This is a genomic window from Paenibacillus sp. FSL H3-0302, from assembly GCF_037982245.1.
Classification (GTDB): domain Bacteria; phylum Bacillota; class Bacilli; order Paenibacillales; family Paenibacillaceae; genus Paenibacillus_AQ; species Paenibacillus_AQ odorifer.
On sequence record NZ_CP150284.1, the window covers coordinates 1,718,258 to 1,743,626 of the forward strand.

The following is a 25,369-nucleotide window of genomic DNA, read 5'->3' on the forward strand; positions in this document are numbered from 1 at the left end:
CGACGAATAGGGTCTACTGGACAGAGAGCCTAGGCTGGTTCATTCCGGACCCAGGCTTCTTGTGTTCATGCTCTATTTATTACGTCTATCATAAATGGCATCACAAAGGTCTACAGTAAACTGACCCGACATGCCTTCCAATGCGGTATTAGTGAAAGCGACGACACTGAGGCGTTGCTTGGGATCTACGAACCACGAATGACCATAAGTACCCCCCATGCGCCAAGTACCCGGAGATTCTGGAGTGTCTGCGGCGACAGGATCCTTTAGTACCGTGATGCCTAGGCCAAAGCCTCGTCCTGGCCAGAAGGCCATTGGCAGATCACCGATCTGGTTGGTCGTCATATCGTGAACCAGTGACTCCGGTAGCAGCGGCGCTCCGCCCTTACGTAATGTTTCCAGCAGTTGCAAAAAATCTCCGGCGCTGCCGACCATGCCAGCTCCTCCAGAAGGATAGGCAGTAGTGTCAAGTGCTCGGCTAGGGGCAAGCAGGAACCCAGCCGTTCCCTCCACAAAGGCAATACTGTCAGGATCAAGTAAGGGCCGTGGCTCTGGAGTATCATTGGCATAGGAAGTGGCCAGCCGTTCTCGATCGACTGCAATAAAACCCGTGTCGCTCATGCCAAGCGGCTTGGTCACGAGTGAATGTACAGCCTCACTGAGCGGTGTTTCTGTGACCTTTGCAATTACTGCTCCCAGCACATCTGTCGCGATGGAATATTTCCACTCGGTACCTGGCGTATAAAGGAGGGGGACAGAGGCAAGACGGCGCAGGTTCTCTTCCAATGTGATGCCGGACTGATCCATACCATCTGATACCCCTGCTGACTGATAGGAACCCTTCTCTTCTTGGAAAAATCGGTAAGACAGGCCCGCGGTGTGCGTCATCAAATGACGAATCGTCAAGGAAGCGAACTCGCCATTCTGCAAACGCGGCTGAAACTCTGGAAGCCAACGATCAACGCGGTCGTCCAGTTGTAGACGACCTTGCGCAACTAATACTAGGGCTGCCGTTGAAACGATAGGTTTAGTAACTGAAGCGAGCCGGAATAAGGCATCTTCTCGCATAAGTCGGCCTAGCTCGCGGTCGGCAAAACCGGCAGCACGGCTATAAACCAGTTCCCCATCTAACGCCATTTTAATGACAGCACCGACCAAGCGCTTGTCAGCGAGGGTTCGATCGATTACTCTATCGATGCGACCTGATAAACATTCTGTAATTATTTTATTTGAATCCAATATACTCAACGGTCTTCATCCCTTCGGAATAGTTAAAGCCAAGAACACTTTACTATTGTAGGGTTATTATATATAACAAGTTATCTTGATTACATAAGGCAACTAAGCTAAATTAGCTTTATAACGGTTAATTACAATCTAGTTAATATAGAAAACCTTAAATTTAAAGGAGGCGATTTTGATGGACCATGTTGATAAGCAAATTCTTTTCCATCTTCAAAATCAAGCAAGAATTTCTATGACAGAGCTGGGGAAATGTGTCGGGTTATCGCAACCTGCGGTTACGGAGAGAGTTAGGCGTATGGAGGAAAAAGGCATCATCAGCGAATATCGCACCATAATTTCTCCTGAAAAGATTGGGAAACAAGCAGCTGCCTACATGTTATTTCATTCTAGGGATTGTAATGCATTCCTTGATTTCTGCCGCTCAAGTCCTGATGTCGTCGAATGTTACCGTATAAGTGGGGAACACAACTACTTATTGAAGGTAGTAACCGACTCTACACGAGCCCTCGAGGAGTTCGGAAATCAATGTGATAAATACGGTACTTACACGATTCTGATCGTGATGTCATCACCAATCGATCATAAATTTCTTATACCCTCGCTTGAAGAAGCAAGCCTAAACTTGCTGAGTTAGATTTTAAACATAATCCGTTAGCCTGTCGTAACAAGAAAAAAAGACTCTTCTATATAAATAGAGGAGTCTTTTTGGTTTAGATATTGTAATAAAAATGATTGCAGCTGCTCCTTTTTCGTAGATACATCATGGACTTTCTATCTTATAAGTCTGGCGGTATTTTAGTGGAGAAAGCCCGGTGATTTCCTTAAATACCCGACCAAAGTGAGTCATATTATCAAATCCAACATTTTCAGCTATCTTGGCTACTTTAAAGGCAGTATTGATTAACAAGGCACGAGCTTCCTGGTGGTGATAAATATAAATAAGCAGCTCAAACATAAGTGTTTTTAAATAGAATTCATAGCCGGGAGGTTGCTTCGTAAATTCAGAGACCCTTTTATTGAATAATTTCTCGATAAAGTTTTGTTCAGAACCATGAACCTGAACGGGTGGGAGATCAGTTCGAAGAAGTCCGGAAAAACCTGCAGGCCATTGGCTATCGGGAATGGGCTACCTTCAATAAACGGGTTAGAACAATGGTTAGTCTAGACCAACTATAAAATGAATTAAGTAGCCAAGCTAATGCCAGCATCGCCTAGTTTCCAACGGCAGGTCATTATCAGCTTCTCACCCTCCAGTTCGGCTGTCAGCGTGCCACCCATTTTATTCATTAGACTTTTGGCGATGGAGAGACCCAGCCCGGAAGCTTGTGAAGATCGGGTACGGTCTGCGGTATAGAATCGGTCAAATAAGAGGTTAATATCGCTTCCGACTAGTTCCTTCGCATCGTTTACAATTGTTAAGTCAGCTGTTTCCTGCTGTCGTTCGAAATGGATTTCTACATACCCGGTCGCATGTTTGACCGTATTGACAAGTAAATTTTCGACAACTCTCCGCACAGCGGATTCATCGGCGTATACGGATACATTTTCCTCAGGTAGCCGTATATCCGGTGTAATATTGCGTTCGTTGAAAGAATCGTAAAATCCGACCAGAATTTCCGAGAGCAGGGCCGTCATCCCAAGCTTTTCCGTATGTAGAGGATAATCTAGCGATTCGATCAAGGAAAGCTCAAAAAAATCATTCAGCAGCGCCTGCAGCCGTTTCGTCCGATTTTTAACGATGGCAACATATTCAAGCTTTTCATCAGGGGTAATTGACTCATCCTCCAACAGTTGAATATAACCGAAGATGGAGGTGAGGGGTGTACGGATATCATGTGAAATATTCGCCACAGCCTGACGGAATTCTTGTTCGACACGTTTTCGCTGGGCGTCCGCTTCGACGATTAAATCAGATTGACGATTGATTTGTCCTGCAAGCGCCTCAAGCTTCTGGTCGAATAGAGCCACATCAATTTTTTTACCGGTTGCTCGCTCATTGTAGGTATGCAATTGCCCTGTTATCCGCCCTAGCTCTCGCCTTAACATTAATAAACGGAAAAGCAGGAGAGCTCCTGCCACAAACAATATGATTGTCAGAATAAGCAACACTCTCCTGCACCCCCCATTTGCTATTTGATCTCTTTTCGGTGGAATACGAGAATACCGAGTACCCCGGAAACGGCTATTGTCAACAACGGCACGAGTAGAAGTGCTGGCCAATCTCCACTGTCGATACTGGGCTTACCGATATCGCTCACCCGTTTGAAGATGGAATAATCGTACAAATTACTAAAGAAAGAGATCTTCGAACCTATACTAGCCAAAACCGTATCGATCATAAGGAAGAAAATCATTGAGAAGCCGATAGTTTTGCCGCTGTCGGTTAGGATTACGGTGAACAGCGCCCCAATGGCTGCGTAACCAGCCGTGTACAATAACGTTAGCCCGAGAGCTCGCGGTATGAAAAGTGTAGTGCTTCCTTCCGGCAGATGACCGAAGCCCGAAAGCAGCGTGACTTCGACTGTGCTGACAATAGGAAAGACGAGCGAAATCGCCATGGCTCCAACTGCGAATACGATTAGTTTTGCTGCGAACAGCCGGCCTCTGGTGTTGCCCGAAGATGCGATCGTCTTCATGACCCCTGTGGAATATTCGTTAGAGATAAAGAATCCAGCCAGAATGGCTACGCCGAATTTAATAATGTAGGCATTGCTTGAAATAAAGGTAGTCAGAAATTCAGCGCCGGTGATCTGAGGTTCCCCATTGGAACGATGATCAAAATAATATAGCAAAGGGTACGCAAGCGAGAGGACGGAAAGTGCCAATAGAAAAGTCCAAAATGATCTATTCTTTCGGAGCTTGAAAAACTCCACTCTGATCAGATTATACATTTGGGTTCCCCCCAATCCGCTTTGTAAAATAACTTTCCAAGTCTTCACCCATAGGCATAAACTTCTCGATCTCGAGGCCCGCAGAGAATAAAGCAGTTGATACTTTGCCTGGCTGCTCAATACGGCTATACAACTTGATGGTTCCATCCTGCATCACTTCGAAATCGGTCGTACCCAGCTCGTTCTGAATGACGGCTGTTGCCTTGCCCGGATCATCCACTTTGATAAATAAATACTGCTGACATTTCTCGTTTAATTCCTCCGCAGTGAGTTGTTCAAGCAACTGACCGTGGTGAATAATGCCATAATGACTTGCCATTAAATGCAGCTCACTTAGAATATGACTTGAGATCATTATCGTAATGCCTAGCTCACGGTTTAGTCGCTTGAGCAGTTCGCGCATTTCGACGACACCCATCGGATCCAACCCATTAGTTGGCTCGTCCAGAATCAGAAATTCTGGATCTCCCAGTAAGGCGATGGCAAGACCTAACCGCTGCTTCATTCCAAGTGAGAAATTTTTGGCTTTCTTCTTTCCGGCGCCCTGCAGTCCAACTTGCTCTAGCATTCTAGGAACACAATCTTTGCCGGGAATACCACGTAGAATCCGGTTTGCTTCTAAATTTTCACTCGCAGTCATATGGGGGAATAAAGCGGGGCTCTCGATAATCGAGCCGATTCGCTTACGAGCCTGGATCAGGGCTTGCTCTTCACTGGCTCCGAACAGCTCGATCGTCCCCTCAGTCGGAAAAGCAAGTCCGGTCACAATCCGGATTAATGTTGATTTTCCGGCTCCATTTTGTCCAATAAAACCATAAATAGAGCCTTTACGGATTGACAAATTGACTTTGTCCAGCGCTGTATGGCCCTTGAACTTTTTGGATAGCTGATTTGTTTTTAATACATACTCGTACATCTCGTCTTGGCCTCCTTTTCGTGATAGACCAAGTATAGAATTGAAAACATAAGAAGAGCTAAAGCCAAATCTTAAGAATGTCTTAAGGCTTGAGCCGATAACCTATGCCCCATACCGTCTCGATAAATTCGCTTCCTGGTGCGGCCTTGGTTAGCTTGTTGCGCAAATTGCTCATATGGACATTGACCGTATTATCGTCCCCGTAATATGGCTCGTGCCAGACTCTTTCATACAAATTCGCTTTCGTAAACACCTTTTTGGGGGCTGACAAAAGTAACGAGAGAATTTCAAACTCTAGAGCTGTGAGCGTCAGTTCCACACCATTTGCCGTAATCGACATCGCCTCTCGATGAAGTACAAGACCCTGATGCTGGAGCACGTTAGGCAAAGCCGATTGCGTAATCCGCGAATACAAACGCAGATGAGAATCGATCCGTGCAGAGACTTCCTCAACGTCGAAGGGTTTCGTAATGAAATCATCCGCCCCCGCCCGCAGGGCAGACACCTTGGTCTGGGGCTCACCCTTGGCAGAAATGATAATTACCGACATATCATCCCGCCCGGCAATCTTCTCAAGTAGTTCCTCACCCGACATGCCTGGCAGCATCAGATCCAGTAGCAGCATGCTCCATTGACGTTGCTCCAGATAGAGAAGTGCCTCCGTTCCCGAGTAAGCAGGTTGGGGAATATAGCCGCTTTTCTTGATAATGTTGCACAGCAATCGGTTGATGTCGCTGTCGTCCTCAGCAACAAGAATATGTATCGGGTTATTCATTTAATCTCCTTTTTTTACCTGAAATAGGTCGTTGTTCGGATGAATGCCTATTAAATAGGATAGCAGGTTTTAGATTCTGTATCCAGATCCAGCCAATTTCTGCATTTTGGTTATTCAAATCTATATCACCGATTCTCGTGAGTTCATTTTTATATAAGAAAGAGACTCTTCTATTTAAATAGAGGAGTCCCTTTGCGATGTTAAGGTATTTAGATAAATAGATTATGACCCGACTGATCGGCTTGGCCGAGGTAATAACCAACGCCGCCGATTCCGACACCGTCAATCAGTTCTTCACGAGTGATGCCCATAAGATCCATGGACATTTGGCAGGCGACGATTTCCACACCTTGGTCGATAGCCATCTGAATCAATTCCTCCAAGGAAGAGATATTTTTGCTCTTCATTAGAGAGCGGATCATCTTCGAGCCCATGCCCATCATGTTCATATTTGAAAGCGTCAGCTTCCGGCTGCCGCGTGGCATCATGGCACCGAACATTTTTCCGATAAAGTTTTTGTTCACAGGCACCTTCTCATCCTTGCGGATAATATTGAGGCCCCAGAAGGTAAAGAACATTGTGACTTTTTTGCCGCTGGATGCTGCTCCGTTGGCAATGATGAAGGAAGCGATCGCTTTATCCAAATCCCCGCTAAAAACAACCATTGTGCTTGCATTGCTAGTTTGAATTACTTGTGCGCCTGCTCCGGTTGGTGCTGATGCTGAAGTCTCGATAACTCCTTTGCGCAGATAAGCTTCGATCATGCCAGTAGGCAGCTTTGTTAGCTGCAAAAGCGTATTGTTGGACATACGAGCCCAAGCCTTGATATCCTCATAAAATCCGGGATCGGAAGCAGTGACCTTCAGGACTTGCCCGTCCAAGAGCGGGTCCATGCTCATTTTAACTTGGATCAGCGGCCCTGGGCAGCACAGTCCGCAGGCATCAAGCACGGAATCAGGTGTTGTGAAAGCTGCAGCGTTAACGGTTGGTGTAACTGTGCCAGTTCCAGTCTCTGTCCCAGTTCCAATCCCAGTTCCAATCCCAGTTCCAATCCCAGTTTCAGTCTCAGTCTCAGTCATTGCTCCCGTTGCTGCGATTTCTTTACTGGCTGCTGGTGTACCAACGTTTGGCGTCAAGTTATCTTTTTTTTTAGGCGTAAATTGGATCATCTGATAGGTTTTATAACCGCCGGTCAGATTCTTCACACGGTAACCTTTTTGCTGTAAAATCCGGGAAGCGGTGTAGCCTCTGAGTCCAACTTGGCAATACACCCAAATTTCTTTACTAGAGTCAAGCTCGCTTAGCCGACTACGCAGATCATCCACAGGGATGTTAATAGACCCTTCAATATGACCATTAGCATGTTCGATTTCCGAACGTACGTCAACTAAAATGGTATTGTTTTTGTCACGACCTTCTAAATCCTTAGGGACGAATACCGTAGTCAAACCATGCAAAATATTTTCAGCGGCAAATCCAGCCATATTCACCGGATCTTTAGCGGAAGAATAAGGAGGGGCATAAGATAGCTCCAACTCCGTCAAATCAGTGACCGTACCTCTAAAACGAATAACTGTAGCAATATCGTCGATACGTTTGTCTACACCACTGTAACCTACAGCTTGTGCTCCTAGCACCGTACCTTTTGGATCAAAAATCAGTTTCATAGATATCGGGGTTGCCCCCGGATAATAGGTTGCGTGTGAGCTTGGATGTATATAAATCACGTGATACGGCAGACCCAAACGTTGTAATGTTTTTTCGTTATTTCCGGTAGAAGCACCTGTGACTCCAAAAACCTTTATAATAGAAGTCCCTTGTGATCCTTTGTAAGTTGTGCCGAGACCACTGACGTTGTCCGCAGCAATCCGCCCTTGCTTATTGGCAGGACCAGCTAGTGGAATAGCGGTTTTTGTTCCGTTTACGAAATCAACCACCTCAACCGCGTCACCTACAGCGAACACTTGATCCAGATTAGTCTCCATCCGCTCATTGACTAAAATATGGCCGCGGGGACCGAATTCTAAGCCACTGTCCTTCAGAAAAGAGGTATCCGGAGAAACGCCGATAGCCAGCAGAACCATATCACTTTGCAGTACAGTGCCACTTGCTAATTGCACCTGTATTTGTTCTCCCACCTCAGCAAACCCTTGGACCATATCGGAAAAAATAAGATTAACACCATGCTCGTCGAGTTCTTTTGCCAAAATAGAAGACATTTCAGTATCGAATGGAGCTAATATTTGTGGTCCTGCTTCAATTAAGGAAACTTCCAGACCAGCTTCTCTAAGGTTCTCAGCCATTTCCACACCGATAAATCCACCACCGATCACCACGGCCGAACGTGTGCCTTCCGCAGCGACTTTAGCTTTGACTTTGTCAGTGTCGGGAATGTTACGCAACATGTGTATTTGGGAACTCTCGATACCGGGCAGATTCGGACGAATCGGTTTAGCACCTGGCGATAAAATAAGCGCATCATAGCTCTCTTCATAGGAGCCTTTTTCTATGCTTTCTACTCGCACTTTTTTGTTCACGGGGTCGATAGACACGACTTCACTTTGAATCCGAACATCGATGTTAAAACGTTTGTGCATCGCCTCCGGTGTCTGCACCAGCAGCTTGGAGCGGTCCTGAATGGACCCACCGATATAATAAGGAAGTCCGCAATTGGCAAAAGAAATGTACGGATCACGCTCAAACATTACAATATGGGCATCTTCATCTAATCTCCGAAGTCGGGCGGCTGCTGACGCGCCTCCTGCAACACCGCCAACAATTAATACTTTTTTACTCATGATGACTTATTCCTCCCCTAAAAATAACTGAATCAGATGTTTGATTTTTTCGTCTTTAACAGAATAGTTAATCTCCAGCCCATTACGTTCGGTTTCAACGATGCCTAGTGATCTAAGCTTCTGTAAATGCTGGGACACCGTAGATTGTGGAAGATCGAGACAGTCCTGCATGAAGCTCACGTTGCAGCTGCCCTTTTCCAGAAGTCCTTTAATGATGCACAAGCGCACGGGATGAGCTATAGCCTTTAAGGTTTCGGCGGTTTGGTTATAGGCTTTGAAATTTTTGTCCATGGTAACGAACACCTCGCTTTACAATATCCTTATATCGTAATATTATGATATAGTGATATGAAAATCAAGTTATTTTTATAAAGGTGAAGGAGAGATGCTCGATGTCTTTTAAAATTTCAAAGGAAATTACCCCACAGCAAGTGGCGGAGCGCTTGAAGAATGGCGAAACTCTTACCATGTTGGATATACGCGAACCCGCCGAATGGGTGGAGGGACATGTAATGGGTGCTAAACATATTCCGCTTGGACAGCTATTGATGCGCACAGATGAACTGGATTCTCATGGAGAGATAATTGTGATGTGCTTAAGTGGTGGCCGTAGTGGACTGGCTTGTGAGCTGCTGAGTGAAAAGGGGTATAACGTTGTGAACATGACGGGTGGATTAGGCGCTTGGACGGATGATTTTTTGGTACGGGAGTAATGATATGAGCATGATGGTTCGGATCCTACTGAGTATTTTAATTGTCTTTAGTATTGTGAGGTTTTTGCGTTATGCTTGGCCTGTTCGTTCACTTACTTATATAGAAGTCCGTGAGGTTCGCGAATTAGCGGATCAATCATTGGCTATGAAAATGCTCGATGTCAGGGATGCCGTTGATTACCAGAAGGACAGTATCCGTGGTTCGATAAATATTTCGCTGGGGCGGTTACCCTATGTCTGGCAGCACTGTCTATCTCCGGGCGACTCGGTTCTAATTCTTGCAGGAAGTTACTACAAAAGAAATAAAGCCGCGAGAATTCTTTATAAGCAGGGATTTCGTAAGCTATATGCGGTAAATGGTGATTTGTTAGGGAACAAAAGAACGCTCTCCGACATTTCTGTGAAAGGTTGTTGTGAAGGATAATGGATAATGGATTTAAGGTCATTGATTTCCCGTCTCGGATTGAAGCTGGGGTGTCGAAGTCAGGGTGTCGATGGAATGATCTCTTTTGATGCCTATGGGCAAGGCGCTCGGGCTGCACGTTTGCTAGGTGAGGGAAGGCAGTGAAGAGGGAGCAATATGTCACTCTAGTTGAGCCGCTATATTAATGTTGCTAAGTCGTGATGTTGTGGCTAGATCGCTAAATTAATGTTGCTAAGTCGCGATGATGTGGCTAGGCCCGCTAAGTCAATGTAGCTAAGTCCCGATGTTGTAGCTAGGCCGCTAAGTCAATGCAACTAAGTCGCAATGTTGTAGCTAGGCCGCTAAGTCAATGTAGCTAAGTCACCATGTTGTAGCTAGGCCGCTAAATCAATGTAGCTAAGTCGCAATGTTGTAGCTAGGCTGCTAAGTCAATGTAACTAAGTCGCAATGTTATAGCTAGGCGGCTAAGTCAATGCAACTAAGTCGCAATCCAGTCAGCCTCATCTCGAACTCAGTTTTAATTGCATTTTGTGCAGTTAAACTTCAGTAGTTTTAGGAAAAGTAACAGTTAACTGCACTTTGTACATCTAAATTTGATCATTTACGCTTAACTACCTAATGTTTCCTTTTTTAGTTGTAGAAAGTACAACTAAATGGACTTTTAGGGGGATAAGAGTTAAATAGTTGCATGAAATACAATTAAATAGAAAAAGCACAGGTCGATAGCCAGTGAATAGTGGAGAATGGGAGACGATTTCGGACAATTTCAAAAAGGTAGGACGAATAATATTATTCGAGCGGAACTTAGTGAAACCGAGATTACTTTAACGGAACCTACTATATAAAACCTACTATATAAAACCTACTATATTGAGCTAAATCTAGTCGTCTAACTCAAATGTAGTTTACTTAACCAAGATTGCTCTTGCTGAGTTAAGTCTAACTGAACTGTAGTGATCTAACTCTAGCTGGACTCACTGTAGTGATCTGACTCTAGCTGAACTTACTGTAGTGATCTGACTCTAGCTGAACTTACTGTAGTGATCTGACTCTAGCTGAACTTACTTTAATGCAATATACTTTAACTAATGTGATTTTTTATTAGGTAAGCAAATTTATCTCGAGTGCTAACGTTGAATGTAGAGTGTCATTGACAGCATAAGAAGGCGAATACTATACTTCTGAGTAATAGGACGAAGCACGTCCCGCATCCATAATTGGGTGCGGGATTTTTTTATGCCAAGGAGGAGGAGAACGTTATGGGGTTTACGGAAGAACATCGTAAGTGGGTGGGAGATCATATTAGTCGAAGAACGGGAGAAAGACGGGGGAGATTGGAGCGGGGACATGGGCATGGTGAGCGGATGTTTGCGGAGAAGGTTTGGTGGCCAATGATGGGTCATTTTAATGATCTTCATCCTGAATATGAAGTGTTGGATTGGCGGGGATGGCCTTATTTTGTTGATTTTGCGTGGAAGCCTGGGCAGGTTAAGTTTGCTTTTGAGGTAAAAGGTTACGGCCCACATGTGCAAAACACAGATCGGACGCGTTATCGGCAGGAATTGAATCGAGAGACTTATCTACAAATCGCGGGTTATCGGGTAGTGGCGATACCATATGATGATCTGGAAGCGAGTCCTGAGAATACTATTTTTTTGTTGAGATCATTACTGATGCCGTACCTCGCTTTAAGGACAGAAGAGAAGGAGGCGTTTAGTCGACTGGAGCGTGATATTTTGCAAATTGCGGTGCGTTCGAGCGGGGACATTCGGCCTGTTGATTTGGTGAGAGAGCTTGGCATTGATCTGCGTACAGTTAGGAAATGTATGAGGTCACTTTGTGAGAAAGGTAAGTTTAAGCCGATAGTTTCCCAGGTGAGTGGGAGGGTTTGTCGTTATGAATATGTACATTCACTTAACGATATTCAGCTGTGGTGAATAAACGGTATAAATCCCGTAGATTGGAGGCGTGCAGCGAGAATAGGGCAAATGAACGGTATATATCCCGCAGATTGGAGGCGTGGAGCGAGAATAGGGCAAATAAACGGTATAAATCCCGTAGATTGCGGAGATGGAGCGGGAATTGGGCAAATGAACGGTATAAATCCCGCAGATTGGAGGCGAATAATGAGCAAACCCATGCACTCACACTCACATCTTCCCCCTAAATCTCTAATTATGACCTGATTTCTATTTAGATTGTTAAGGTGTTGCGGAGGAGGGGAATCTTCTATGATTAGATGGATAGGACGTATGGGTGTTTTTTCGAAGGATTGTCCTCGAGAATGAATGAAACCGCTATCAACAAGAGACGAAGGAGCGATTTTGATGGGAACAGATATAGCTAAATATCCATTTCAACAGATTGATTTACCTTTAAATGAGCGAGTGCAGGATCTGATCTCCAGACTAACACTTGATGAAAAAGTAAGCCTGATGCCTCAGTATCAAGCTGCCATAGAGCGTTTGGGTGTTGGGGCCTACAAGCATGGTACGGAAGCGGCGCACGGGATTTCTTGGCTTGGAAAAGCGACTTCTTTTCCTCAGCCGAGCGGACTGGCTTGTACTTGGAATCCAGAGCTGCTGAAGGAGATTGGTTCGGCCATCGGAGATGAAGCTAGAGCCTTTTACAAAAAGAATCCAACGGTGAACGGTCTGACATTATGGGCGCCAACGGTGGATATGGAACGTGACCCGCGTTGGGGAAGAACCGAGGAAGCTTACGGCGAAGATCCAGAGTTGACCGGACGCCTCAGCACATCACTTGTGCAGGGAATCCAAGGTGATCACCCGGTCTATTTGAAAGCGGTAGCAACGCTGAAGCATTTCCTCGGCAACAATAATGAGATTGAACGCGGGAACTGCTCCGCGAGCATCGATCCGAGAAATATGCGGGAGTATTATTTGGAAGCGTTTAAGCCTGCTTTTCAAGAAGGTGGCGCACAGTCCATGATGACCGCTTATAACTCGGTGAATGGCGTGCCTGTTATTCTTCATCCGGCAGTAATGGATGTGGTCAAAGGCGAATGGGAAATGGATGGCTTTATCGTAAGCGATGCCGGCGATCTTTTTGGGATTGTGAAGGATCACAAGTATTATGAATCTTTTGCACAATCGATGGCTGAATCTATCAAAAATGGAATTGACAGCGTAACAGAAGAAACCGCAGAGACAATCAAGGTTCTTCACGAAGCACTAGACCAAGGCCTCTTAGCAGAGGAAGATTTGGATCGTGCGCTTGCCAACACTTTCAGAGTTCGTTTCCGTCTGGGAGAGTTTGATCCGGCTGAAGGGAACCCATACGCAGCGATCGACGATTCCGTTATACTTAGCAAAAAACATACCGCACTCTCCTTGGAAGCAGCGAAACAATCGATAGTATTGTTGAAGAATGACCAAGGTACATTGCCATTGAGCAAAAGCAGTCTGAGCAAATTGGCGATTATTGGTCCACTTGGTGATGAAGCTTTTAGAGACTGGTATTCTGGCACATTACCTTATGGAGTGACTCCGCTGCAGGGGGTTAGCAAAAAGCTGCCTGGTAAACACGTTACCTTTGAGAGTGGCGCAGATCAGATCATTCTTACTTCAGCTGCAAACGGCCAAGCCATTGGAATCACAGGTGAGGACGGAAGACTGGCTGTACAGCATGACATAGCAGCGCACGGGGAATTGTTCCAACATACAGCCTGGGGCTGGACTAGCAATACTCTGAAGTCGACAAGTCGCGGTCAGTATGTAACTTTAAGCGAAGCAGAGACTCTTACAGCATCTGCTGAGGAAATTTACGGCTGGTTTGTAAAAGAATCGATTAACATCGTTCCGGAAAGCGAAGATACGGTATCTTTGCGGACCTGGAATGATAAAATGATCTCGGTGAATCCGGAAGATGGAACGCTGCAGGTGGCAGATCAGGATGCCAATGCGCAAGCACGTCTTTTCAAAAAGAACATCGTAACTAACGGCATAGAGGCTGCAGTAGAAGCTGCCAAGGCGGCTGAAATCGCTGTGGTTTTTGTGGGCAACCATCCACTCCTTAACGGAAAAGAAGAAATCGACAGACCGGATATTGTGCTTCCAGAGGAGCAAGAGCGACTGGTCAAGGCTGTCTATGCAGCGAACCCGAATACAGTTGTAGTCATTGTCGGCAGTTACCCGATAACTTCCACTTGGATTGACGAGAACATCCCGGCTGTATTGTATACCTCCCACAGTGGACAAGAGCTGGGCAATGCGGTGGCAGAAGTTCTTTTCGGCGATTACAGTCCTTCCGGCAAGCTGAACATGACTTGGTTCCGTTCTGTAGAACAGCTGCCTGAGCTGATGGATTATGATATTATCAAAGGCAAAAGAACATATATGTACTTTGACGGAGAGCCACTGTATGCGTTTGGACACGGCTTAAGTTATGCCCAAATTTCCTACAGCAACCTAAGCCTAAGCGCTAAGGAGCTGCAAGCGAATGAGACGCTGAAAATTTCTGTTCAAGTAGAGAATACAGGCGTTGTTGATGGGGACGAAGTGGTGCAGCTTTATGTGCAAGCTCTGAATTCCCGGGTCAAACGTCCGATTAAACAGTTGAAGGGTTTTGAAAAAGTAAACCTAACCGCAGGTCAATCGCAAACCCTAGAGTTTACGTTACCGGTTGCCGAGCTGGCATTCTGGGATGTTACCCGTGAGCAATATTGCGTGGAAAATGGAGAGTATATGGTTCTGATCGGCCGTTCATCTGCTGACATCCAATTATCCGCTCAACTATCGGTCCAGGGGGACGTTATTCCGTCGCGTAATCTGTATATCAATACCAAAGCAGAGAATTACGATGACTACGAAGGCGTATATCTGGACGAGTGCAAAGCAGGCGGTGCTTCCATACATCCAGTAAAAGATGGCGCTTGGATCGCTTTTAAAGATGTATTGTTCGAGCAAGGGGCAGGAGCTTTTGAAGCCTTGGTATCCTCTGCAAAAGGTGGCACCCTTGAGATCAGAACGGGCAGCCCAGCAGGGAAGCTGGTTGGATCTGTGACTGTACCGTCGGGTGGCGTGTTGCAGCAGTGGAACACACTTACTGGTGAAGTGTCCGTGGAATCTGAAACTACCGATGTTTATCTCATCTTTAATGGTGAGGTACTGCTTAGCCGTTTTCAATTTAATCAATAAGATAAGCTAGAACGCGCTTAATTTCTTCGGATGGAGTGGTGGTGCCTGTATGGATTGTTTGGGTTGTCGAATCGCTAACGGGATTGAGGCTAACGTAAACGTAGTATACGAGAATGAATTTGTAACTTGTGTGCTCGACATTGCTCCATTTAACGAAGGACATCTCCTAATTCTCCCTAAAAAGCATTATTGGGATCTCGAAGATATCGATTCAGAAACATCTTATGCGATTATGGACGCTTCAAAGAAGCTATCAGTTGTCCTGAAGGTTTTGTTTGAACCTGCTGGCATCAGCATTTGCCAAAATGGCGGGAAGTTTAACGACCTGACTCACTATCATATGCATCTTATCCCTAGATACGAAGGAGATGGCTTCGCTTGGAGCGAACCATTCCATCCGCACGGTGCCGAAAAGTTATTAAGCCAAACTCAAGCTAAAATTCTCAGTATCATAAATGAGCATTAAAAAAAAGGGCATTCCTGAAGGATCAGGGATGTCCTTTTCGTTTCTTTTCAATTAATCACAACCGCCCCCGCCAGCATCTCCACCCCCACCGAAGTCTCCACCGCCACTATGTCCGCCGTCTCCACCCCAGCTATGCCCCCCGCTGTCAGGTCCAGAATGGTGATGCGAGTGATCTCCGTAGTGATTATGGTGGTGGTTAGAATGATTAGAGTGGTTAGAGTGGTTTGGATCCAGCAGATCCGGATGACTGGCAGCCATAAAAGACATGTTGGCGGCATCATTTTGCCTATTTCTATCAAAGGTACTTTTGTTTGAGCTCGAGCCATTACGTATTACGGCTTGTATAATAATAAATACAGCAACACCTACAAATAGTATCCCAAAAACCATAACGAACCGCTCCTTTCAACTCCAAAAATTAGTTACTAGCTGCTTTCGTCAAAAACTCAAGATTTCTGTAAAAAATACTCCCATAATTCCAGCCCAGATAAGGCTCGGGAATTTCTATATGGTTCACATTCACATTCATGTCTTCGCGTATCAATGATTCGCTAATATGGATTATATCATTTATATACCGTTTTATTTGCTGTAGATAATGTTTTTGAGTAACGGGCCCATGACCGGGAACAATTATGTTCACATCTAAGCGCTCGACATAAGTAAGTGCCTCCAACCAGGATAAGGGATTACCGTCTACTAATAATGGATGATTATCAACTGCGACAATATCTCCAACAAAAGCTAAAGAATCGGATGGAGAAAATAGAATAGAATCGCATTCCGTATGGGCAGTACCCACCGATAGGAGTTCAACGGTCCTTGCCGAGCCATGTATAGTCATTTTGCGGTCATAAGTTAGTTGGGGAAGGGTTACTTCAAGCGTTAGTATAGACTCTTTGATTTCTTGTAAATAACCTATTTGCGAAAGGAGCTCTCGTTGTTTGGAATCGTTCAGTTCGAGTTCGAGTTCGAGCTCGAGCTCGAGAGATGTATTAAGCTTCGTAAGATCTTCTTCAAGATTAGGAAGCAGTTTCTTCATTCGGGCAAGCCAGTCTGGTTGAGTTTTTATCATGAGCTCTCTAGTCCTACTGGAGGATATGATTACTTCATCCGAGAAGAATTGGTTCCCTCTAACGTGGTCTCCATGCCAATGGCTGTTGACGATGTATTTGATAGGTTTATTAAAATAATACAGAGCGGCATCCCTAAGATCTTTGCCAGCTTGTGGAGTGTTGAATGTATCAAAGATTAATGTGTAATCACCCATATCTATCAAACCGGCATTGCTCATGGCTCCGCCTTGCTCCTTCGCTTCAAGGCAATAAATGCCTTCCACTAGAGGGACGCAGTTAAAATGTCTGGAAATAAACATAAATTAACCTCTTTTCCTAGATAATCGAATGAAATTTATATCTATTTTATAATTTTATGGAATTTTATACTATGATTTAATTACGCTCGGAATAGAAAAGGTTGCTTTTATACGCCCGATTTGCTACCATACGATGTAACTTAATCATTTATTTGTTTTCTAGGGTTCCGCAGCGAGTGCACAGCTGGTCTGGTCCGAGGGAAAACGCACGAACATTAAGTTTGTGTTTACACGGAGGGATAAAAGCCCGGGAGGTATCGCCATTTGGCGATGACCTTCCGGGCTTATTTGTTTGTCCGTGGGCAATCATAAGTTATGGAGAATTGAAGGAGGGCTTGAAATGAAAAAGAATTCAGAGTGGCTGAAGGTAGTTGGCGCTGCGATTTTCGAAGTCATGTGGGTCATAGGTTTAAAGCATGCTTCAAGCGTGTGGGAGTGGCTGATCACAGTTGTAGCCATAATCATAAGTTTCTATGTCATTATTTCAGCAAGCAGTAAATTACCGGTGGGTACCGTATATTCTGTATTTGTTGGGCTGGGGACAGCAGGTACAGTCATTGCGGACATGGTTTTATTCGGTGAACCCTTCAAGCTAATGAAGCTGGTACTGGTGGTTATTTTGCTGGCAGGAGTTATAGGTCTGAAAATGGTAACTAACGAAACCAAAGATATCAAAGAAACTGAAATAAAGGGGGAGTCTTAAATGGCATGGGCATTTTTGGTTGTTGCTGGATTGTTTGAAATGTTCGGAGTGGCTATGATCAACAGGTTGAATAAATACCGGAATCTGCAGTCGTTTTTGCTGCTCTTCCTTGGTTTTGGAGGAAGTTTTCTTTTTCTATCATTTGCAATGAAAAGTTTGCCTATGGGCACAGCTTATGCGGTATGGACGGGGATCGGTGCATCCGGTGGAGCAATTTTGGGGATGCTTTTATATGGGGAGGCCAAAGACTGGCGGCGGGTTATCTGTATTTTTATGATACTGGGAGCCGCAGTGGGGCTGAAGTTGATAGCGTAGTTAGCAATCAATTTGTTGCTTTTCTCTCCTAAAGGAAAGATAAGTTATAAATTAGACACGATTCAGATGTTTCGAAAGGGTCATAAAGGTCGTATAAAGTAAGTATACAATTTATCGGTAAGGAGATTTTTACAATGACTAAGGATTCAATCGAGCATTTGGCTGAAATTGTGAAAGTGAACCGAGCTAACCGCATGCTGCTTCCAGACGGTACCTCTGTGCCTAGAATAGGACAGGGAACTTGGAATATGGGTGATGATGCTTCCCGTAGAGAGGAAGAAATTGCTGCTCTTAGATTAGGCGTGGAATTAGGCATGGATTTGATAGATACGGCGGAGATGTATGGGGAAGGAAACTCAGAGCTTTTAGTAGGGGACGCTATTAAAGGAATTCGGGATGACGTTTTTCTGGTATCCAAAGTATACCCACATAATGCCGGCAACGAGAATCTTATTCGCAGCTGTGAAGAAAGCTTGCAACGACTGAATACGGATCATCTGGATCTCTATTTACTGCACTGGAGGGGAGATATTCCGCTTGAAGTGACTGTGGAAGGCATGGAGAAACTGGTCTCTCAAGGTAAAATAGCAAGATGGGGTGTATCGAACCTCGATGTTGACGATATGAAAGAGCTGCTTAGTATAGCTGGGGGAACTCACTGTGCTATGAATCAGGTGCTGTATCATTTAGGGTCGAGAGGCATCGAAGCTGAATTGCTGCCATGGCAGAAAAGTCACCGCATGCCCGTAATGGCGTACTCTCCGCTTGCACAAGCAGGCGCGCTCCGCAAAGGGGTTATCGAAAGTGAGGCGGTTCAGGAAATTGCCCGTGTTCATAACGCAACCCCACTACAAATTATGTTAGCTTGGACGATCCGCGAGGAGGACATCATTACGATTCCAAAAGCTTCTTCACGTGAGCATGTAATTGAGAATGCTGCTGCAGGTTTAATTACGCTGAGTGAAGAAGAAAGATGGAAGCTGGATGAGGCTTTCCCGATACCTTCGTGGAAAGTGCCGCTGGATATGAGTTGATATAGCTGTCAAAGAGCTCGCCGTTGAGGCGGGCTTTTTTATATGAAAAGAGATAAGGGGGAGTCTCTATAGGACACAGATGATCTTAAACGCAGAATTATGCCACTTTTGGGGGAATATCGGACACCATAGTCGCTATTAGCATGAATGACACCAATTATGAGCCCATTTCTCTGGAATAGTGTCACTGGAGTCCGGAAACTTACTCAAAAGGCACTAAATTAGCAAATAGCGTCATCTGAGTCCGAAGCAATATGGGGAGCGTAAACAATAAACAACGTGTCGCCGTAAGCAAGCAACTTGAGAGCGTAAACAATAAACAATGTTTCGTCGCCGTAAGCAAGCAACGTTGGGAGCGTAAGCAATAAACAATGTGTCGCCGTAAGCAAGCAACTTGAGAGCGTAAATAATAAACAACGTGTCGCCGTAAGCAAGTAACCTTGGGAGCGTAAGCAATAAACAACGTGGGTTCGTAAGCATCATGGGTCCGTCGTAGTACCTATAGCGGGATCAGCGGGCAACGGGGTTCATGAGCATAAGCACAATTGGTTTTTAAAAGTAATATCGGGGTTTGTAAACACCACTGGGGCGCAAGTGACACAGGTCGTAAGCCCCGACCCAAAAAAGAGCAGCAATCCTTCAAAAAGGATCGCTGCTCTTTTAAAAATAAGAACTTAGCTGTTCTCAATAATCGTTTGCAGTGTAGTGCGGTCGAGGCCTTCTACCAGTTTAACTAACAGCTCTTTAGCAGCTTCGTAGTCATCGCTATGAATAACTGATGAAGCAGTATGAATGTAGCGGGAGCATATTCCGATGACTGCGGAAGGAACGCCGATGCCACTTACATGAACCTGACCTGCATCTGTTCCACCTTGGGAGACAAAATACTGGTATTTGATCTTGTGAGTATCCGCTGTGTCTTGTACATATTCGATTAAGCCGCGATGTGTAACCATCGTAGGATCATAAATGCGCAGGAGAGCGCCTTTTCCCAAATGGCCAAAGGCTTGGCTATCCCCGGTCATATCGGCAGCAGCGCTCGCATCCAAGCCGAAGAAAATGTCTGGGGACAGAAGATTAGCGGCTGTACGTGCTCCACGAAGTCCGACTTCCTCTTGTACAGTAGCACCAGCATAAACAGTATTAGGCAGCTTTTTGCCGTGTAATGACTTAACCAGCTCAATGGCGAGACCTACACCGTAACGGTTATCCCACGCTTTAGCCATGATTTTTTTAGGGTTGGCAAGCGGGGTGAACGGACAGATCGGCAGTATTTGTTGACCTGGTCTGACGCCAAAGCTTTCCGCTTCTTCACGGCTGTCTGCACCGATATCAATATACATTTTGCTAATTTCGCCCGTCTTGCCGCGTTCTTCTGCGCTTAGTAGGTGGATAGGCGTGCTGCCAACAACACCGGTCAATGTGCCTTTTGGTGTAATGATTTGGAGACGCTGGGAAGCAACAGCAGAAGCAAGCCATCCGCCTAGCGGTTGAAAACGAATCATCCCGGTGTTAGTAATTCCGGTGACCATAAAGCCCACTTCGTCAAAATGTCCAGCGACCATAATTTTTGGCCCGTTTTCCTCACCGCGCAATACGCCGAACAGACTTCCGAGACGATCCTGCACGAACTCTTCGGTATAAGGTGTCATAGCATCCTTGACGTAAGCGCGGAGTTCGCGCTCAAAGCCCGGGGCTGCAGGGAATTCGGTAAGTGTTTTGAATAGATCCAATGTTTCTTGATTCATTTGAAATCACTCCTTTATTAAAATATAAGGACGTATAAGCTTTGCGTTATACATCATCCTTATAGTTCTACGAGAAACGGTTGCCATCCAAAATGGACGACAACGTTATTTCTTCCTGCCACTTAGTATGAACATTGTGAGCTCACTTGTCCATGCTAAAGAGACAAATGAACACCCGGTGAACGCTCCGCGAATACAATGCAATAGGGGCTCTGGTGGCAGGAGCTTTAGAAAGGATGCGAAGGAAATGAGGGTAGCAGGTAGTGTACCCAAAAGAAGGGTGCAGGGAGGATACTCCAAAAGAAACCTAAAGGTTAGCGGAGCGCGCAGACGTTACTGGCGCCACAACTCTCTGGAAAAGGAAGCAGTGCTTATTCTTGTGCTGTTCTTGCTGCTGATAGTTGTGTTACTGTATTTTTCCTGAATTGGAGGGACATAACGAAGCGGGGTATGGCAAACAATAAGGAAAACTTCTAAGCGAAGAAACAACTTGAGGGGCTCAAAGTGAGTACTACTATGATGCTTGTCAGCCCCCTTCGCCTAACTTTCAGGAGGTGCCCTCAATGCCGGCGAAAACGAAAAAATCGGGTGTCAAGCTGAAGCTTGATACCCTGACCCCGCAAGATTACGAGAAATTGTCCAAGCCCTTTGTACCCGCTAGGCCCGTATTCAAAAACTGTGTGCGAGCATTTCTTGCTGGCGGCCTAATCTGTGTAATTGGACAAGGGATTCAGGAGGCTTATATGGCAATATTCGATATGACCTCCAAAGAAGCCGCAAGTCCAACTGTAGCGACGATGATTCTACTTTCTGTAATCCTGACCAGCTTTGGCGTGTATGACAAACTGGCGCAATGGGCCGGTGCAGGAACTGCGGTTCCAGTTACTGGTTTTGCGAACAGTATGTGCTCAGCAGCTCTTGAACATCGTGCGGAAGGACTTGTGCTCGGTGTGGGCGGCAATATGTTCAAGCTGGCGGGTTCAGTCATCGTATTTGGTGCCGTTGCTGCTTTCATAATTGGTATCGTCTATCTCTTTTTAGGCGTTGGCGGAGGTGCACATACATGAAACAGCTTGGCAGTCAGACTTGGGAGTTCACGAGCCGTCCCGTTATTTTAGGCTCTTCCGCTGTAGTGGGTCCTGAAGAGGGAGAGGGTCCATTAACGTCAGATTTTGATTTTATATTTGATTCCTTGGAAATGGGTGAAAAAACATGGGAAAAGGCTGAGCGGGCTCTTTTCGAAAAAGCCTCCCTATTGGCACTGATTAATGCAAACCTGGATAAGGAGAAGCTGGAGTTTTTTGTTGGCGGAGATTTGATGAACCAAATTATCAGCAGCTCCTTCGCGGCAAGAAAATTAGGTGTGCCTTATCTTGGAGTTTTTGGTGCTTGCTCCACTTCTATGGAGAGCCTTGCAATTGCCTCTATGATCGTTGATTCCGGAGGCAGCAAATACGTGCTCGCGGGAACATCCAGCCATAACTGTACGGTGGAGAAGCAATTTCGTTATCCTACCGAATACGGTTCACAGAAGCCGCCAACGGCGCAATATACGGTCACAGGCTCGGGCTGTGCTGTAGTAGGTCAGAATGATGGGACTGGCAACAATCCGGTAGTGGTCTCGGCTACCCTTGGACGAATAATGGATCTCGGTTTGACAGATCCTTTTAATATGGGAACAGCGATGGCACCGGCGGCGGCGGATACGATCACTGCGCATTTTCGGGATACCGGACTATCCCCCGGGCATTATGACTTAATTGTTACAGGTGATCTTGCATCTGTAGGCTTGCCCATTGCGAAAACCTTATTAGCTAAAGAAGGGATTCCAATGGAGCAAACAACCTTTGATGATTGTGGTTTGCTTATCTACAATTTGGAGAAACAGAAGTATGTGATCGCCGGAGGAAGTGGTTGCGGGTGTTCCGCGGTAGTGACTTATGGTCATATACTCAAGCGTATTAAAAAAGGTGAACTAAAACGGGTGCTGATTGTGGCAACTGGAGCCTTATTATCCCCATTGTCATACCAGCAGGGAGAGAGCATTCCGTGTGTGGCTCATGCTGTTGCTATAGAAAGTGGAGGTGGAGTTTAATGATGATTTACTTATGGGCTTTTCTGATCGGAGGAGCCATTTGCGTTATAGGCCAGCTGATGTTTGATGTATTGAAGCTGACACCTGCACATACGATGAGTACATTAGTTGTAGCCGGAGCGATTGCTGATGCTTTTGGCATCTATGATCCACTTGTGAAATTTGCGGGTGCGGGCGCAACCATTCCAATCACAAGCTTCGGTAACTCTTTGGTCCATGGAGCATTGACAGAGCTGGAAAGGGATGGCTGGATCGGTGTAGTTACAGGGATTTTTGATATCACGAGCGCAGGGATTTCGTCAGCGATTGTGTTCTCTTTCCTGGCTGCATTGGTTGTTCGGCCTAAAGGATAATGGGATTTTAGCGCTTTAGATTAGAACCTGCGGGACATTTTGTCCTGCGGGTTTTTGGTTTGTTTACACTTCGTAAGCTTCAACAATGTACTTTGGGTCCCCTAATCATGTAAAATATAAATATTACTGCTTATTCTGACCTAGGAGGATCATATATGCCCGTTCGTCAAGAATCAATGCACATCATGAATGCTGTCCGTAATAATCTAGAATCCTGCATACTTGGAAAATCATTTGAAATACAATTGCTGCTAACAGCGCTGCTTGCCGGTGGTCATGTTCTGATCGAGGATGTACCGGGAACAGGAAAGACCCAGCTTATTCGCGCACTTTCCAGATCAATGTCCGGAGAGTATCGCCGGATACAATGTAATCCGGATATTCTTCCGAGTGATATTACCGGTGTATCTGTGTATCATCCGAGAGACGAGATGTTTCATTTCCGCCCAGGTCCAGTGATGACGAATATCCTGCTGGCCGATGAAATTAACCGAGCCACCACAAAGACACAATCCGCCCTTCTGGAAGTGATGGAGGAACGAAATGTAACCGTAGATGGGGAGACCTATCCGCTGCCGCATCCATTTATGTTGTGCGCCACCCAGAATCCGATAGATTTTGAGGGAACCTACACGCTGCCGGAAGCTCAGTTGGATCGGTTTATGCTAAGAATTAGTCTTGGTTATCCTGATGCAGCAACCGAAAAAAATCTATTGCTGAGCCATCAAGAAGGTCAACCAGTGGACAGGCTTACGGCTGTCACTAGTATGGAGCAGATCGCTAGTATTCAGGAGGAAATTCGTGAGATTTATATGAGTGATCCTGTACTGAATTACTTGTTAGATATTGTGCGCCAGACAAGAGAGCATCCGCTTGTATTGCTCGGTGCAAGTCCACGAGCTTCGTTATCGTTTATGCTGGCTTGTAAAGCTTATGCTTTCTTACAGGGAAGAGATTATGTGCTTCCAGATGACGTAAAGGTGCTTACTCCATTTGCCTTGGGTCATCGTATATTGCTGCGTCCAGAGTCGCGCCTAGATAATGTTAGCGTAGATTCACTGCTTCAAAAGCTTCTGCAGAGCATTCAAGTGCCTGTTACGATGAGGCAATAATATGAGACGTTATTTGTCTACGGTGGCAGCTCGCATTCAGCCTACTAAGTTCGCCAGCATCCTTGTAATTTGGAGTATTACTCTCTTATATGTACTATTTCAGGGCGGTAAAACTGCATTTATGTTGTTTATTATGGTCTCTGTACTTATTGCATATCTGATTGCTGGAGGTTTGGGAGGCGTTCGGCGGGCTAAGGGTGTTCGCAGTTTTTATGCCGAACAGGATAAGGGAGATTTGCTCTCTGCCGGTGGGTATCTTCGTGTAGGTCTGAAGGTCACAATCCCGGGGATTTTGCCTTTACCTTATGTAGTTGTTAGGGAAGTTCTGAAACGGCATAATGGCGAATCCTGGGTATTTGAGGAAAGCCTGATTCCCAGCCTCAGAGGACTTGGGGAACTGCGGTTTCAGACACCAGTTCTCGAACGGGGCACTTATACATTTTCAGATACGGATATCATCAGCCAAGATATTTTTGGCCTTGTTGAGCATAAAGGTACTTTTCTGGCTGAAGGCCAGTTTCAGGTGTTGCCTCGTGCAATCTATGTTCCGCGGTGGCAGTTATATGAAAGAAAATCCCGTCTTTCTGGGCCACAGACCTCTGTTGTTCAATCACGACGTGAGACTACCCAAATTAACGGTGTACGCGACTACGTATATGGCGACCGCCTAACACGCATTCATTGGAATGCAACGGCAAAGACAGGCTCGTGGAAGTCCAAAGAGTTCGAGCATGAGTCGATTCCCAAGACCATTCTAGTTCTGGACGGCTCTGCTTCTGCTTATATGAATTCGAATCAATTTGAACTCGCAGTCTCCGTCGCAGCCTCACTACTTGGATTCGGCATTCGAGAGCGAATTGGGATCGGTCTTTGCTGTTTGGATAAGACCACGAAGGTATTTGCACCTGTTGAAGGTGCTGCTGAGCGTCAGAAAATGATTCAATATTTGATCGATCTTAACGCCGAAGGGCACGGTCCACTCATTTCCCGTTTGGAAAAAGGTTACCGTATGTTCCCTAAAGGCTCATACTTCGTGCTAATTAGTCCTCAACGTGGTCAGCCTGTACTGGATGCACTACGTTGGGCTGACAGCAGAGGGATGACTCCGTCGCACATTCATATAGGGAATTTATCAGAAACGAATAGCAGCACAGATTGGACAGACGTTCTAAGATCACGGGGGATAACAGGCTACAGCATTAGCTCACTGCAAGAGCTTCCCATAGTATTAGGAGGGGAAGTCTGAT

The 25,369-nt window shown here is 45.5% G+C and carries 27 protein-coding genes and 1 riboswitch; of the genes, 15 read left to right on the top strand and 12 right to left on the bottom strand.

Annotated features, from left to right (window positions below):
* Positions 1 to 72: 72 nt before the first annotated feature.
* Complete coding sequence (locus MHH50_RS07565; RefSeq protein WP_256716042.1) at positions 73 to 1,248, bottom strand: serine hydrolase domain-containing protein; 1,176 nt, start codon at positions 1,246 to 1,248, stop codon at positions 73 to 75.
* Positions 1,249 to 1,420: 172 nt separating this feature from the next.
* On the opposite strand from MHH50_RS07565, the gene MHH50_RS07570 reads away from it, so the two are divergent.
* On the top strand, positions 1,421 to 1,879 hold the full coding sequence (locus tag MHH50_RS07570; RefSeq protein WP_076185318.1) for an Lrp/AsnC family transcriptional regulator: 459 nt from the start codon (positions 1,421 to 1,423) through the stop codon (positions 1,877 to 1,879).
* A 126-nt stretch (positions 1,880 to 2,005) separates the two neighbouring features.
* Here the strand turns inward: MHH50_RS07570 and MHH50_RS07575 are convergent, their stop codons facing one another.
* From MHH50_RS07575 to MHH50_RS07605, 7 genes are all read right to left on the bottom strand, one after another.
* The gene (locus MHH50_RS07575; protein ID WP_340034153.1) at positions 2,006 to 2,200 is read right to left on the bottom strand and encodes a helix-turn-helix domain-containing protein; all 195 of its coding nucleotides are present in this window, start codon (positions 2,198 to 2,200) and stop codon (positions 2,006 to 2,008) included.
* Positions 2,201 to 2,427: 227 nt separating this feature from the next.
* Complete coding sequence (locus MHH50_RS07580) at positions 2,428 to 3,354, bottom strand: HAMP domain-containing sensor histidine kinase (RefSeq protein WP_256719089.1); 927 nt, start codon at positions 3,352 to 3,354, stop codon at positions 2,428 to 2,430.
* Between the two features lie 20 nt (positions 3,355 to 3,374).
* Complete coding sequence (locus MHH50_RS07585) at positions 3,375 to 4,136, bottom strand: ABC transporter permease (RefSeq protein ID WP_076141190.1); 762 nt, start codon at positions 4,134 to 4,136, stop codon at positions 3,375 to 3,377.
* Positions 4,129 to 5,052, bottom strand: a complete 924-nt coding sequence (locus tag MHH50_RS07590) for an ABC transporter ATP-binding protein (protein ID WP_340034154.1) — start codon at positions 5,050 to 5,052, stop codon at positions 4,129 to 4,131. Before MHH50_RS07590 ends, MHH50_RS07585 begins: the two co-directional genes overlap by 8 nt.
* 82 nt (positions 5,053 to 5,134) lie before the next feature.
* Complete coding sequence (locus MHH50_RS07595) at positions 5,135 to 5,827, bottom strand: response regulator transcription factor (RefSeq protein ID WP_340034155.1); 693 nt, start codon at positions 5,825 to 5,827, stop codon at positions 5,135 to 5,137.
* Positions 5,828 to 6,036: 209 nt separating this feature from the next.
* Positions 6,037 to 8,625, bottom strand: a complete 2,589-nt coding sequence (locus MHH50_RS07600) for an FAD-dependent oxidoreductase (RefSeq protein WP_340034156.1) — start codon at positions 8,623 to 8,625, stop codon at positions 6,037 to 6,039.
* Positions 8,626 to 8,631: 6 nt separating this feature from the next.
* On the bottom strand, positions 8,632 to 8,916 hold the full coding sequence (locus tag MHH50_RS07605) for a metalloregulator ArsR/SmtB family transcription factor (RefSeq protein WP_036675735.1): 285 nt from the start codon (positions 8,914 to 8,916) through the stop codon (positions 8,632 to 8,634).
* Positions 8,917 to 9,017: 101 nt separating this feature from the next.
* On the opposite strand from MHH50_RS07605, the gene MHH50_RS07610 reads away from it, so the two are divergent.
* The 4 genes from MHH50_RS07610 to MHH50_RS07625 all read left to right on the top strand — a co-directional run bounded on the left by MHH50_RS07610 (position 9,018) and on the right by MHH50_RS07625 (position 11,699).
* The gene (locus tag MHH50_RS07610; RefSeq protein WP_076185313.1) at positions 9,018 to 9,338 is read left to right on the top strand and encodes a rhodanese-like domain-containing protein; all 321 of its coding nucleotides are present in this window, start codon (positions 9,018 to 9,020) and stop codon (positions 9,336 to 9,338) included.
* 10 nt (positions 9,339 to 9,348) lie between these two features.
* Positions 9,349 to 9,762 (top strand): rhodanese-like domain-containing protein, encoded by a 414-nt coding sequence (locus MHH50_RS07615; RefSeq protein ID WP_340034157.1) that lies wholly within the window; start codon positions 9,349 to 9,351, stop codon positions 9,760 to 9,762.
* A 6-nt stretch (positions 9,763 to 9,768) separates the two neighbouring features.
* Positions 9,769 to 9,906, top strand: a complete 138-nt coding sequence (locus MHH50_RS07620; RefSeq protein ID WP_175619979.1) for a hypothetical protein — start codon at positions 9,769 to 9,771, stop codon at positions 9,904 to 9,906.
* Positions 9,907 to 11,021: 1,115 nt separating this feature from the next.
* Complete coding sequence (locus tag MHH50_RS07625; protein ID WP_340034158.1) at positions 11,022 to 11,699, top strand: hypothetical protein; 678 nt, start codon at positions 11,022 to 11,024, stop codon at positions 11,697 to 11,699.
* Here MHH50_RS07625 and MHH50_RS07630 read toward each other — a convergent pair.
* On the bottom strand, positions 11,677 to 11,910 hold the full coding sequence (locus MHH50_RS07630; protein ID WP_340034159.1) for a hypothetical protein: 234 nt from the start codon (positions 11,908 to 11,910) through the stop codon (positions 11,677 to 11,679). The two genes, MHH50_RS07625 and MHH50_RS07630, sit on opposite strands and share 23 nt — an antisense overlap.
* Before the next feature lie 179 nt (positions 11,911 to 12,089).
* On the opposite strand from MHH50_RS07630, the gene MHH50_RS07635 reads away from it, so the two are divergent.
* A complete protein-coding gene (locus tag MHH50_RS07635; protein ID WP_076279592.1) occupies positions 12,090 to 14,921 on the top strand; it encodes a glycoside hydrolase family 3 protein in 2,832 nt (943 codons plus the stop codon).
* Positions 14,922 to 14,970: 49 nt separating this feature from the next.
* Entirely contained in the window at positions 14,971 to 15,387 is a 417-nt protein-coding gene (locus tag MHH50_RS07640; RefSeq protein WP_340034160.1) for an HIT family protein, read from the top strand.
* A gap of 51 nt (positions 15,388 to 15,438) precedes the next feature.
* Here the strand turns inward: MHH50_RS07640 and MHH50_RS07645 are convergent, their stop codons facing one another.
* Positions 15,439 to 15,777, bottom strand: coding sequence for a hypothetical protein (locus MHH50_RS07645; RefSeq protein ID WP_076185308.1), 339 nt, complete (start codon positions 15,775 to 15,777; stop codon positions 15,439 to 15,441).
* Positions 15,778 to 15,805: 28 nt separating this feature from the next.
* Positions 15,806 to 16,762 (bottom strand): MBL fold metallo-hydrolase, encoded by a 957-nt coding sequence (locus tag MHH50_RS07650; protein ID WP_340034161.1) that lies wholly within the window; start codon positions 16,760 to 16,762, stop codon positions 15,806 to 15,808.
* Positions 16,763 to 16,910: 148 nt separating this feature from the next.
* A riboswitch (guanidine-I (ykkC/yxkD leader) is annotated at positions 16,911 to 17,018 on the top strand.
* 84 nt (positions 17,019 to 17,102) lie between these two features.
* On the opposite strand from MHH50_RS07650, the gene MHH50_RS07655 reads away from it, so the two are divergent.
* The 3 genes from MHH50_RS07655 (at position 17,103) to MHH50_RS07665 (ending at position 18,814) form a co-directional block, all read left to right on the top strand.
* Positions 17,103 to 17,465 (top strand): multidrug efflux SMR transporter, encoded by a 363-nt coding sequence (locus MHH50_RS07655; protein WP_036675723.1) that lies wholly within the window; start codon positions 17,103 to 17,105, stop codon positions 17,463 to 17,465.
* Entirely contained in the window at positions 17,466 to 17,780 is a 315-nt protein-coding gene (locus tag MHH50_RS07660; RefSeq protein ID WP_076125196.1) for a multidrug efflux SMR transporter, read from the top strand.
* A gap of 134 nt (positions 17,781 to 17,914) precedes the next feature.
* On the top strand, positions 17,915 to 18,814 hold the full coding sequence (locus tag MHH50_RS07665) for an aldo/keto reductase (RefSeq protein WP_076098851.1): 900 nt from the start codon (positions 17,915 to 17,917) through the stop codon (positions 18,812 to 18,814).
* Positions 18,815 to 19,488: 674 nt separating this feature from the next.
* On the opposite strand, the gene MHH50_RS07670 is transcribed toward MHH50_RS07665, so the two are convergent.
* Entirely contained in the window at positions 19,489 to 20,562 is a 1,074-nt protein-coding gene (locus MHH50_RS07670; RefSeq protein WP_076185305.1) for a M42 family metallopeptidase, read from the bottom strand.
* A gap of 563 nt (positions 20,563 to 21,125) precedes the next feature.
* On the opposite strand from MHH50_RS07670, the gene spoVAC reads away from it, so the two are divergent.
* From spoVAC to MHH50_RS07695, 5 genes are all read left to right on the top strand, one after another.
* Positions 21,126 to 21,629, top strand: a complete 504-nt coding sequence (gene spoVAC / locus MHH50_RS07675; protein ID WP_076125192.1) for a stage V sporulation protein AC — start codon at positions 21,126 to 21,128, stop codon at positions 21,627 to 21,629.
* Positions 21,626 to 22,657, top strand: a complete 1,032-nt coding sequence (gene spoVAD, locus MHH50_RS07680) for a stage V sporulation protein AD (RefSeq protein WP_076185304.1) — start codon at positions 21,626 to 21,628, stop codon at positions 22,655 to 22,657. Before spoVAC ends, spoVAD begins: the two co-directional genes overlap by 4 nt.
* A gap of 2 nt (positions 22,658 to 22,659) precedes the next feature.
* A complete protein-coding gene (spoVAE, locus tag MHH50_RS07685) occupies positions 22,660 to 23,010 on the top strand; it encodes a stage V sporulation protein AE (protein ID WP_036675923.1) in 351 nt (116 codons plus the stop codon).
* A gap of 155 nt (positions 23,011 to 23,165) precedes the next feature.
* Entirely contained in the window at positions 23,166 to 24,122 is a 957-nt protein-coding gene (locus MHH50_RS07690) for a MoxR family ATPase (protein WP_076125188.1), read from the top strand.
* Between the two features lies 1 nt (position 24,123).
* The gene (locus tag MHH50_RS07695; protein ID WP_076104720.1) at positions 24,124 to 25,368 is read left to right on the top strand and encodes a DUF58 domain-containing protein; all 1,245 of its coding nucleotides are present in this window, start codon (positions 24,124 to 24,126) and stop codon (positions 25,366 to 25,368) included.
* Position 25,369: the final 1 nt, after the last annotated feature.

Excerpts from the sequence above, each read along its gene's own strand:
- MHH50_RS07570 (WP_076185318.1), top strand. The coding sequence starts at position 1,421 with ATGGACCATGTTGATAAGCAAATTCTTTTCCATCTTCAAAATCAAGCA.
- MHH50_RS07575 (WP_340034153.1), bottom strand. The coding sequence starts at position 2,200 with ATGTTTGAGCTGCTTATTTATATTTATCACCACCAGGAAGCTCGTGCC.
- MHH50_RS07585 (WP_076141190.1), bottom strand. The coding sequence starts at position 4,136 with ATGTATAATCTGATCAGAGTGGAGTTTTTCAAGCTCCGAAAGAATAGA.
- MHH50_RS07590 (WP_340034154.1), bottom strand. The coding sequence starts at position 5,052 with ATGTACGAGTATGTATTAAAAACAAATCAGCTATCCAAAAAGTTCAAG.
- MHH50_RS07595 (WP_340034155.1), bottom strand. The coding sequence starts at position 5,827 with ATGAATAACCCGATACATATTCTTGTTGCTGAGGACGACAGCGACATC.
- MHH50_RS07600 (WP_340034156.1), bottom strand. The coding sequence starts at position 8,625 with ATGAGTAAAAAAGTATTAATTGTTGGCGGTGTTGCAGGAGGCGCGTCA.
- MHH50_RS07605 (WP_036675735.1), bottom strand. The coding sequence starts at position 8,916 with ATGGACAAAAATTTCAAAGCCTATAACCAAACCGCCGAAACCTTAAAG.
- MHH50_RS07610 (WP_076185313.1), top strand. The coding sequence starts at position 9,018 with ATGTCTTTTAAAATTTCAAAGGAAATTACCCCACAGCAAGTGGCGGAG.
- MHH50_RS07615 (WP_340034157.1), top strand. The coding sequence starts at position 9,349 with ATGATGGTTCGGATCCTACTGAGTATTTTAATTGTCTTTAGTATTGTG.
- MHH50_RS07620 (WP_175619979.1), top strand. The coding sequence starts at position 9,769 with ATGGATTTAAGGTCATTGATTTCCCGTCTCGGATTGAAGCTGGGGTGT.
- MHH50_RS07625 (WP_340034158.1), top strand. The coding sequence starts at position 11,022 with ATGGGGTTTACGGAAGAACATCGTAAGTGGGTGGGAGATCATATTAGT.
- MHH50_RS07635 (WP_076279592.1), top strand. The coding sequence starts at position 12,090 with ATGGGAACAGATATAGCTAAATATCCATTTCAACAGATTGATTTACCT.
- MHH50_RS07640 (WP_340034160.1), top strand. The coding sequence starts at position 14,971 with ATGGATTGTTTGGGTTGTCGAATCGCTAACGGGATTGAGGCTAACGTA.
- MHH50_RS07645 (WP_076185308.1), bottom strand. The coding sequence starts at position 15,777 with ATGGTTTTTGGGATACTATTTGTAGGTGTTGCTGTATTTATTATTATA.
- MHH50_RS07650 (WP_340034161.1), bottom strand. The coding sequence starts at position 16,762 with ATGTTTATTTCCAGACATTTTAACTGCGTCCCTCTAGTGGAAGGCATT.
- MHH50_RS07655 (WP_036675723.1), top strand. The coding sequence starts at position 17,103 with ATGAAAAAGAATTCAGAGTGGCTGAAGGTAGTTGGCGCTGCGATTTTC.
- MHH50_RS07660 (WP_076125196.1), top strand. The coding sequence starts at position 17,466 with ATGGCATGGGCATTTTTGGTTGTTGCTGGATTGTTTGAAATGTTCGGA.
- MHH50_RS07665 (WP_076098851.1), top strand. The coding sequence starts at position 17,915 with ATGACTAAGGATTCAATCGAGCATTTGGCTGAAATTGTGAAAGTGAAC.
- MHH50_RS07670 (WP_076185305.1), bottom strand. The coding sequence starts at position 20,562 with ATGAATCAAGAAACATTGGATCTATTCAAAACACTTACCGAATTCCCT.
- spoVAC (WP_076125192.1), top strand. The coding sequence starts at position 21,126 with ATGCCGGCGAAAACGAAAAAATCGGGTGTCAAGCTGAAGCTTGATACC.
- spoVAD (WP_076185304.1), top strand. The coding sequence starts at position 21,626 with ATGAAACAGCTTGGCAGTCAGACTTGGGAGTTCACGAGCCGTCCCGTT.
- spoVAE (WP_036675923.1), top strand. The coding sequence starts at position 22,660 with ATGATTTACTTATGGGCTTTTCTGATCGGAGGAGCCATTTGCGTTATA.
- MHH50_RS07690 (WP_076125188.1), top strand. The coding sequence starts at position 23,166 with ATGCCCGTTCGTCAAGAATCAATGCACATCATGAATGCTGTCCGTAAT.
- MHH50_RS07695 (WP_076104720.1), top strand. The coding sequence starts at position 24,124 with ATGAGACGTTATTTGTCTACGGTGGCAGCTCGCATTCAGCCTACTAAG.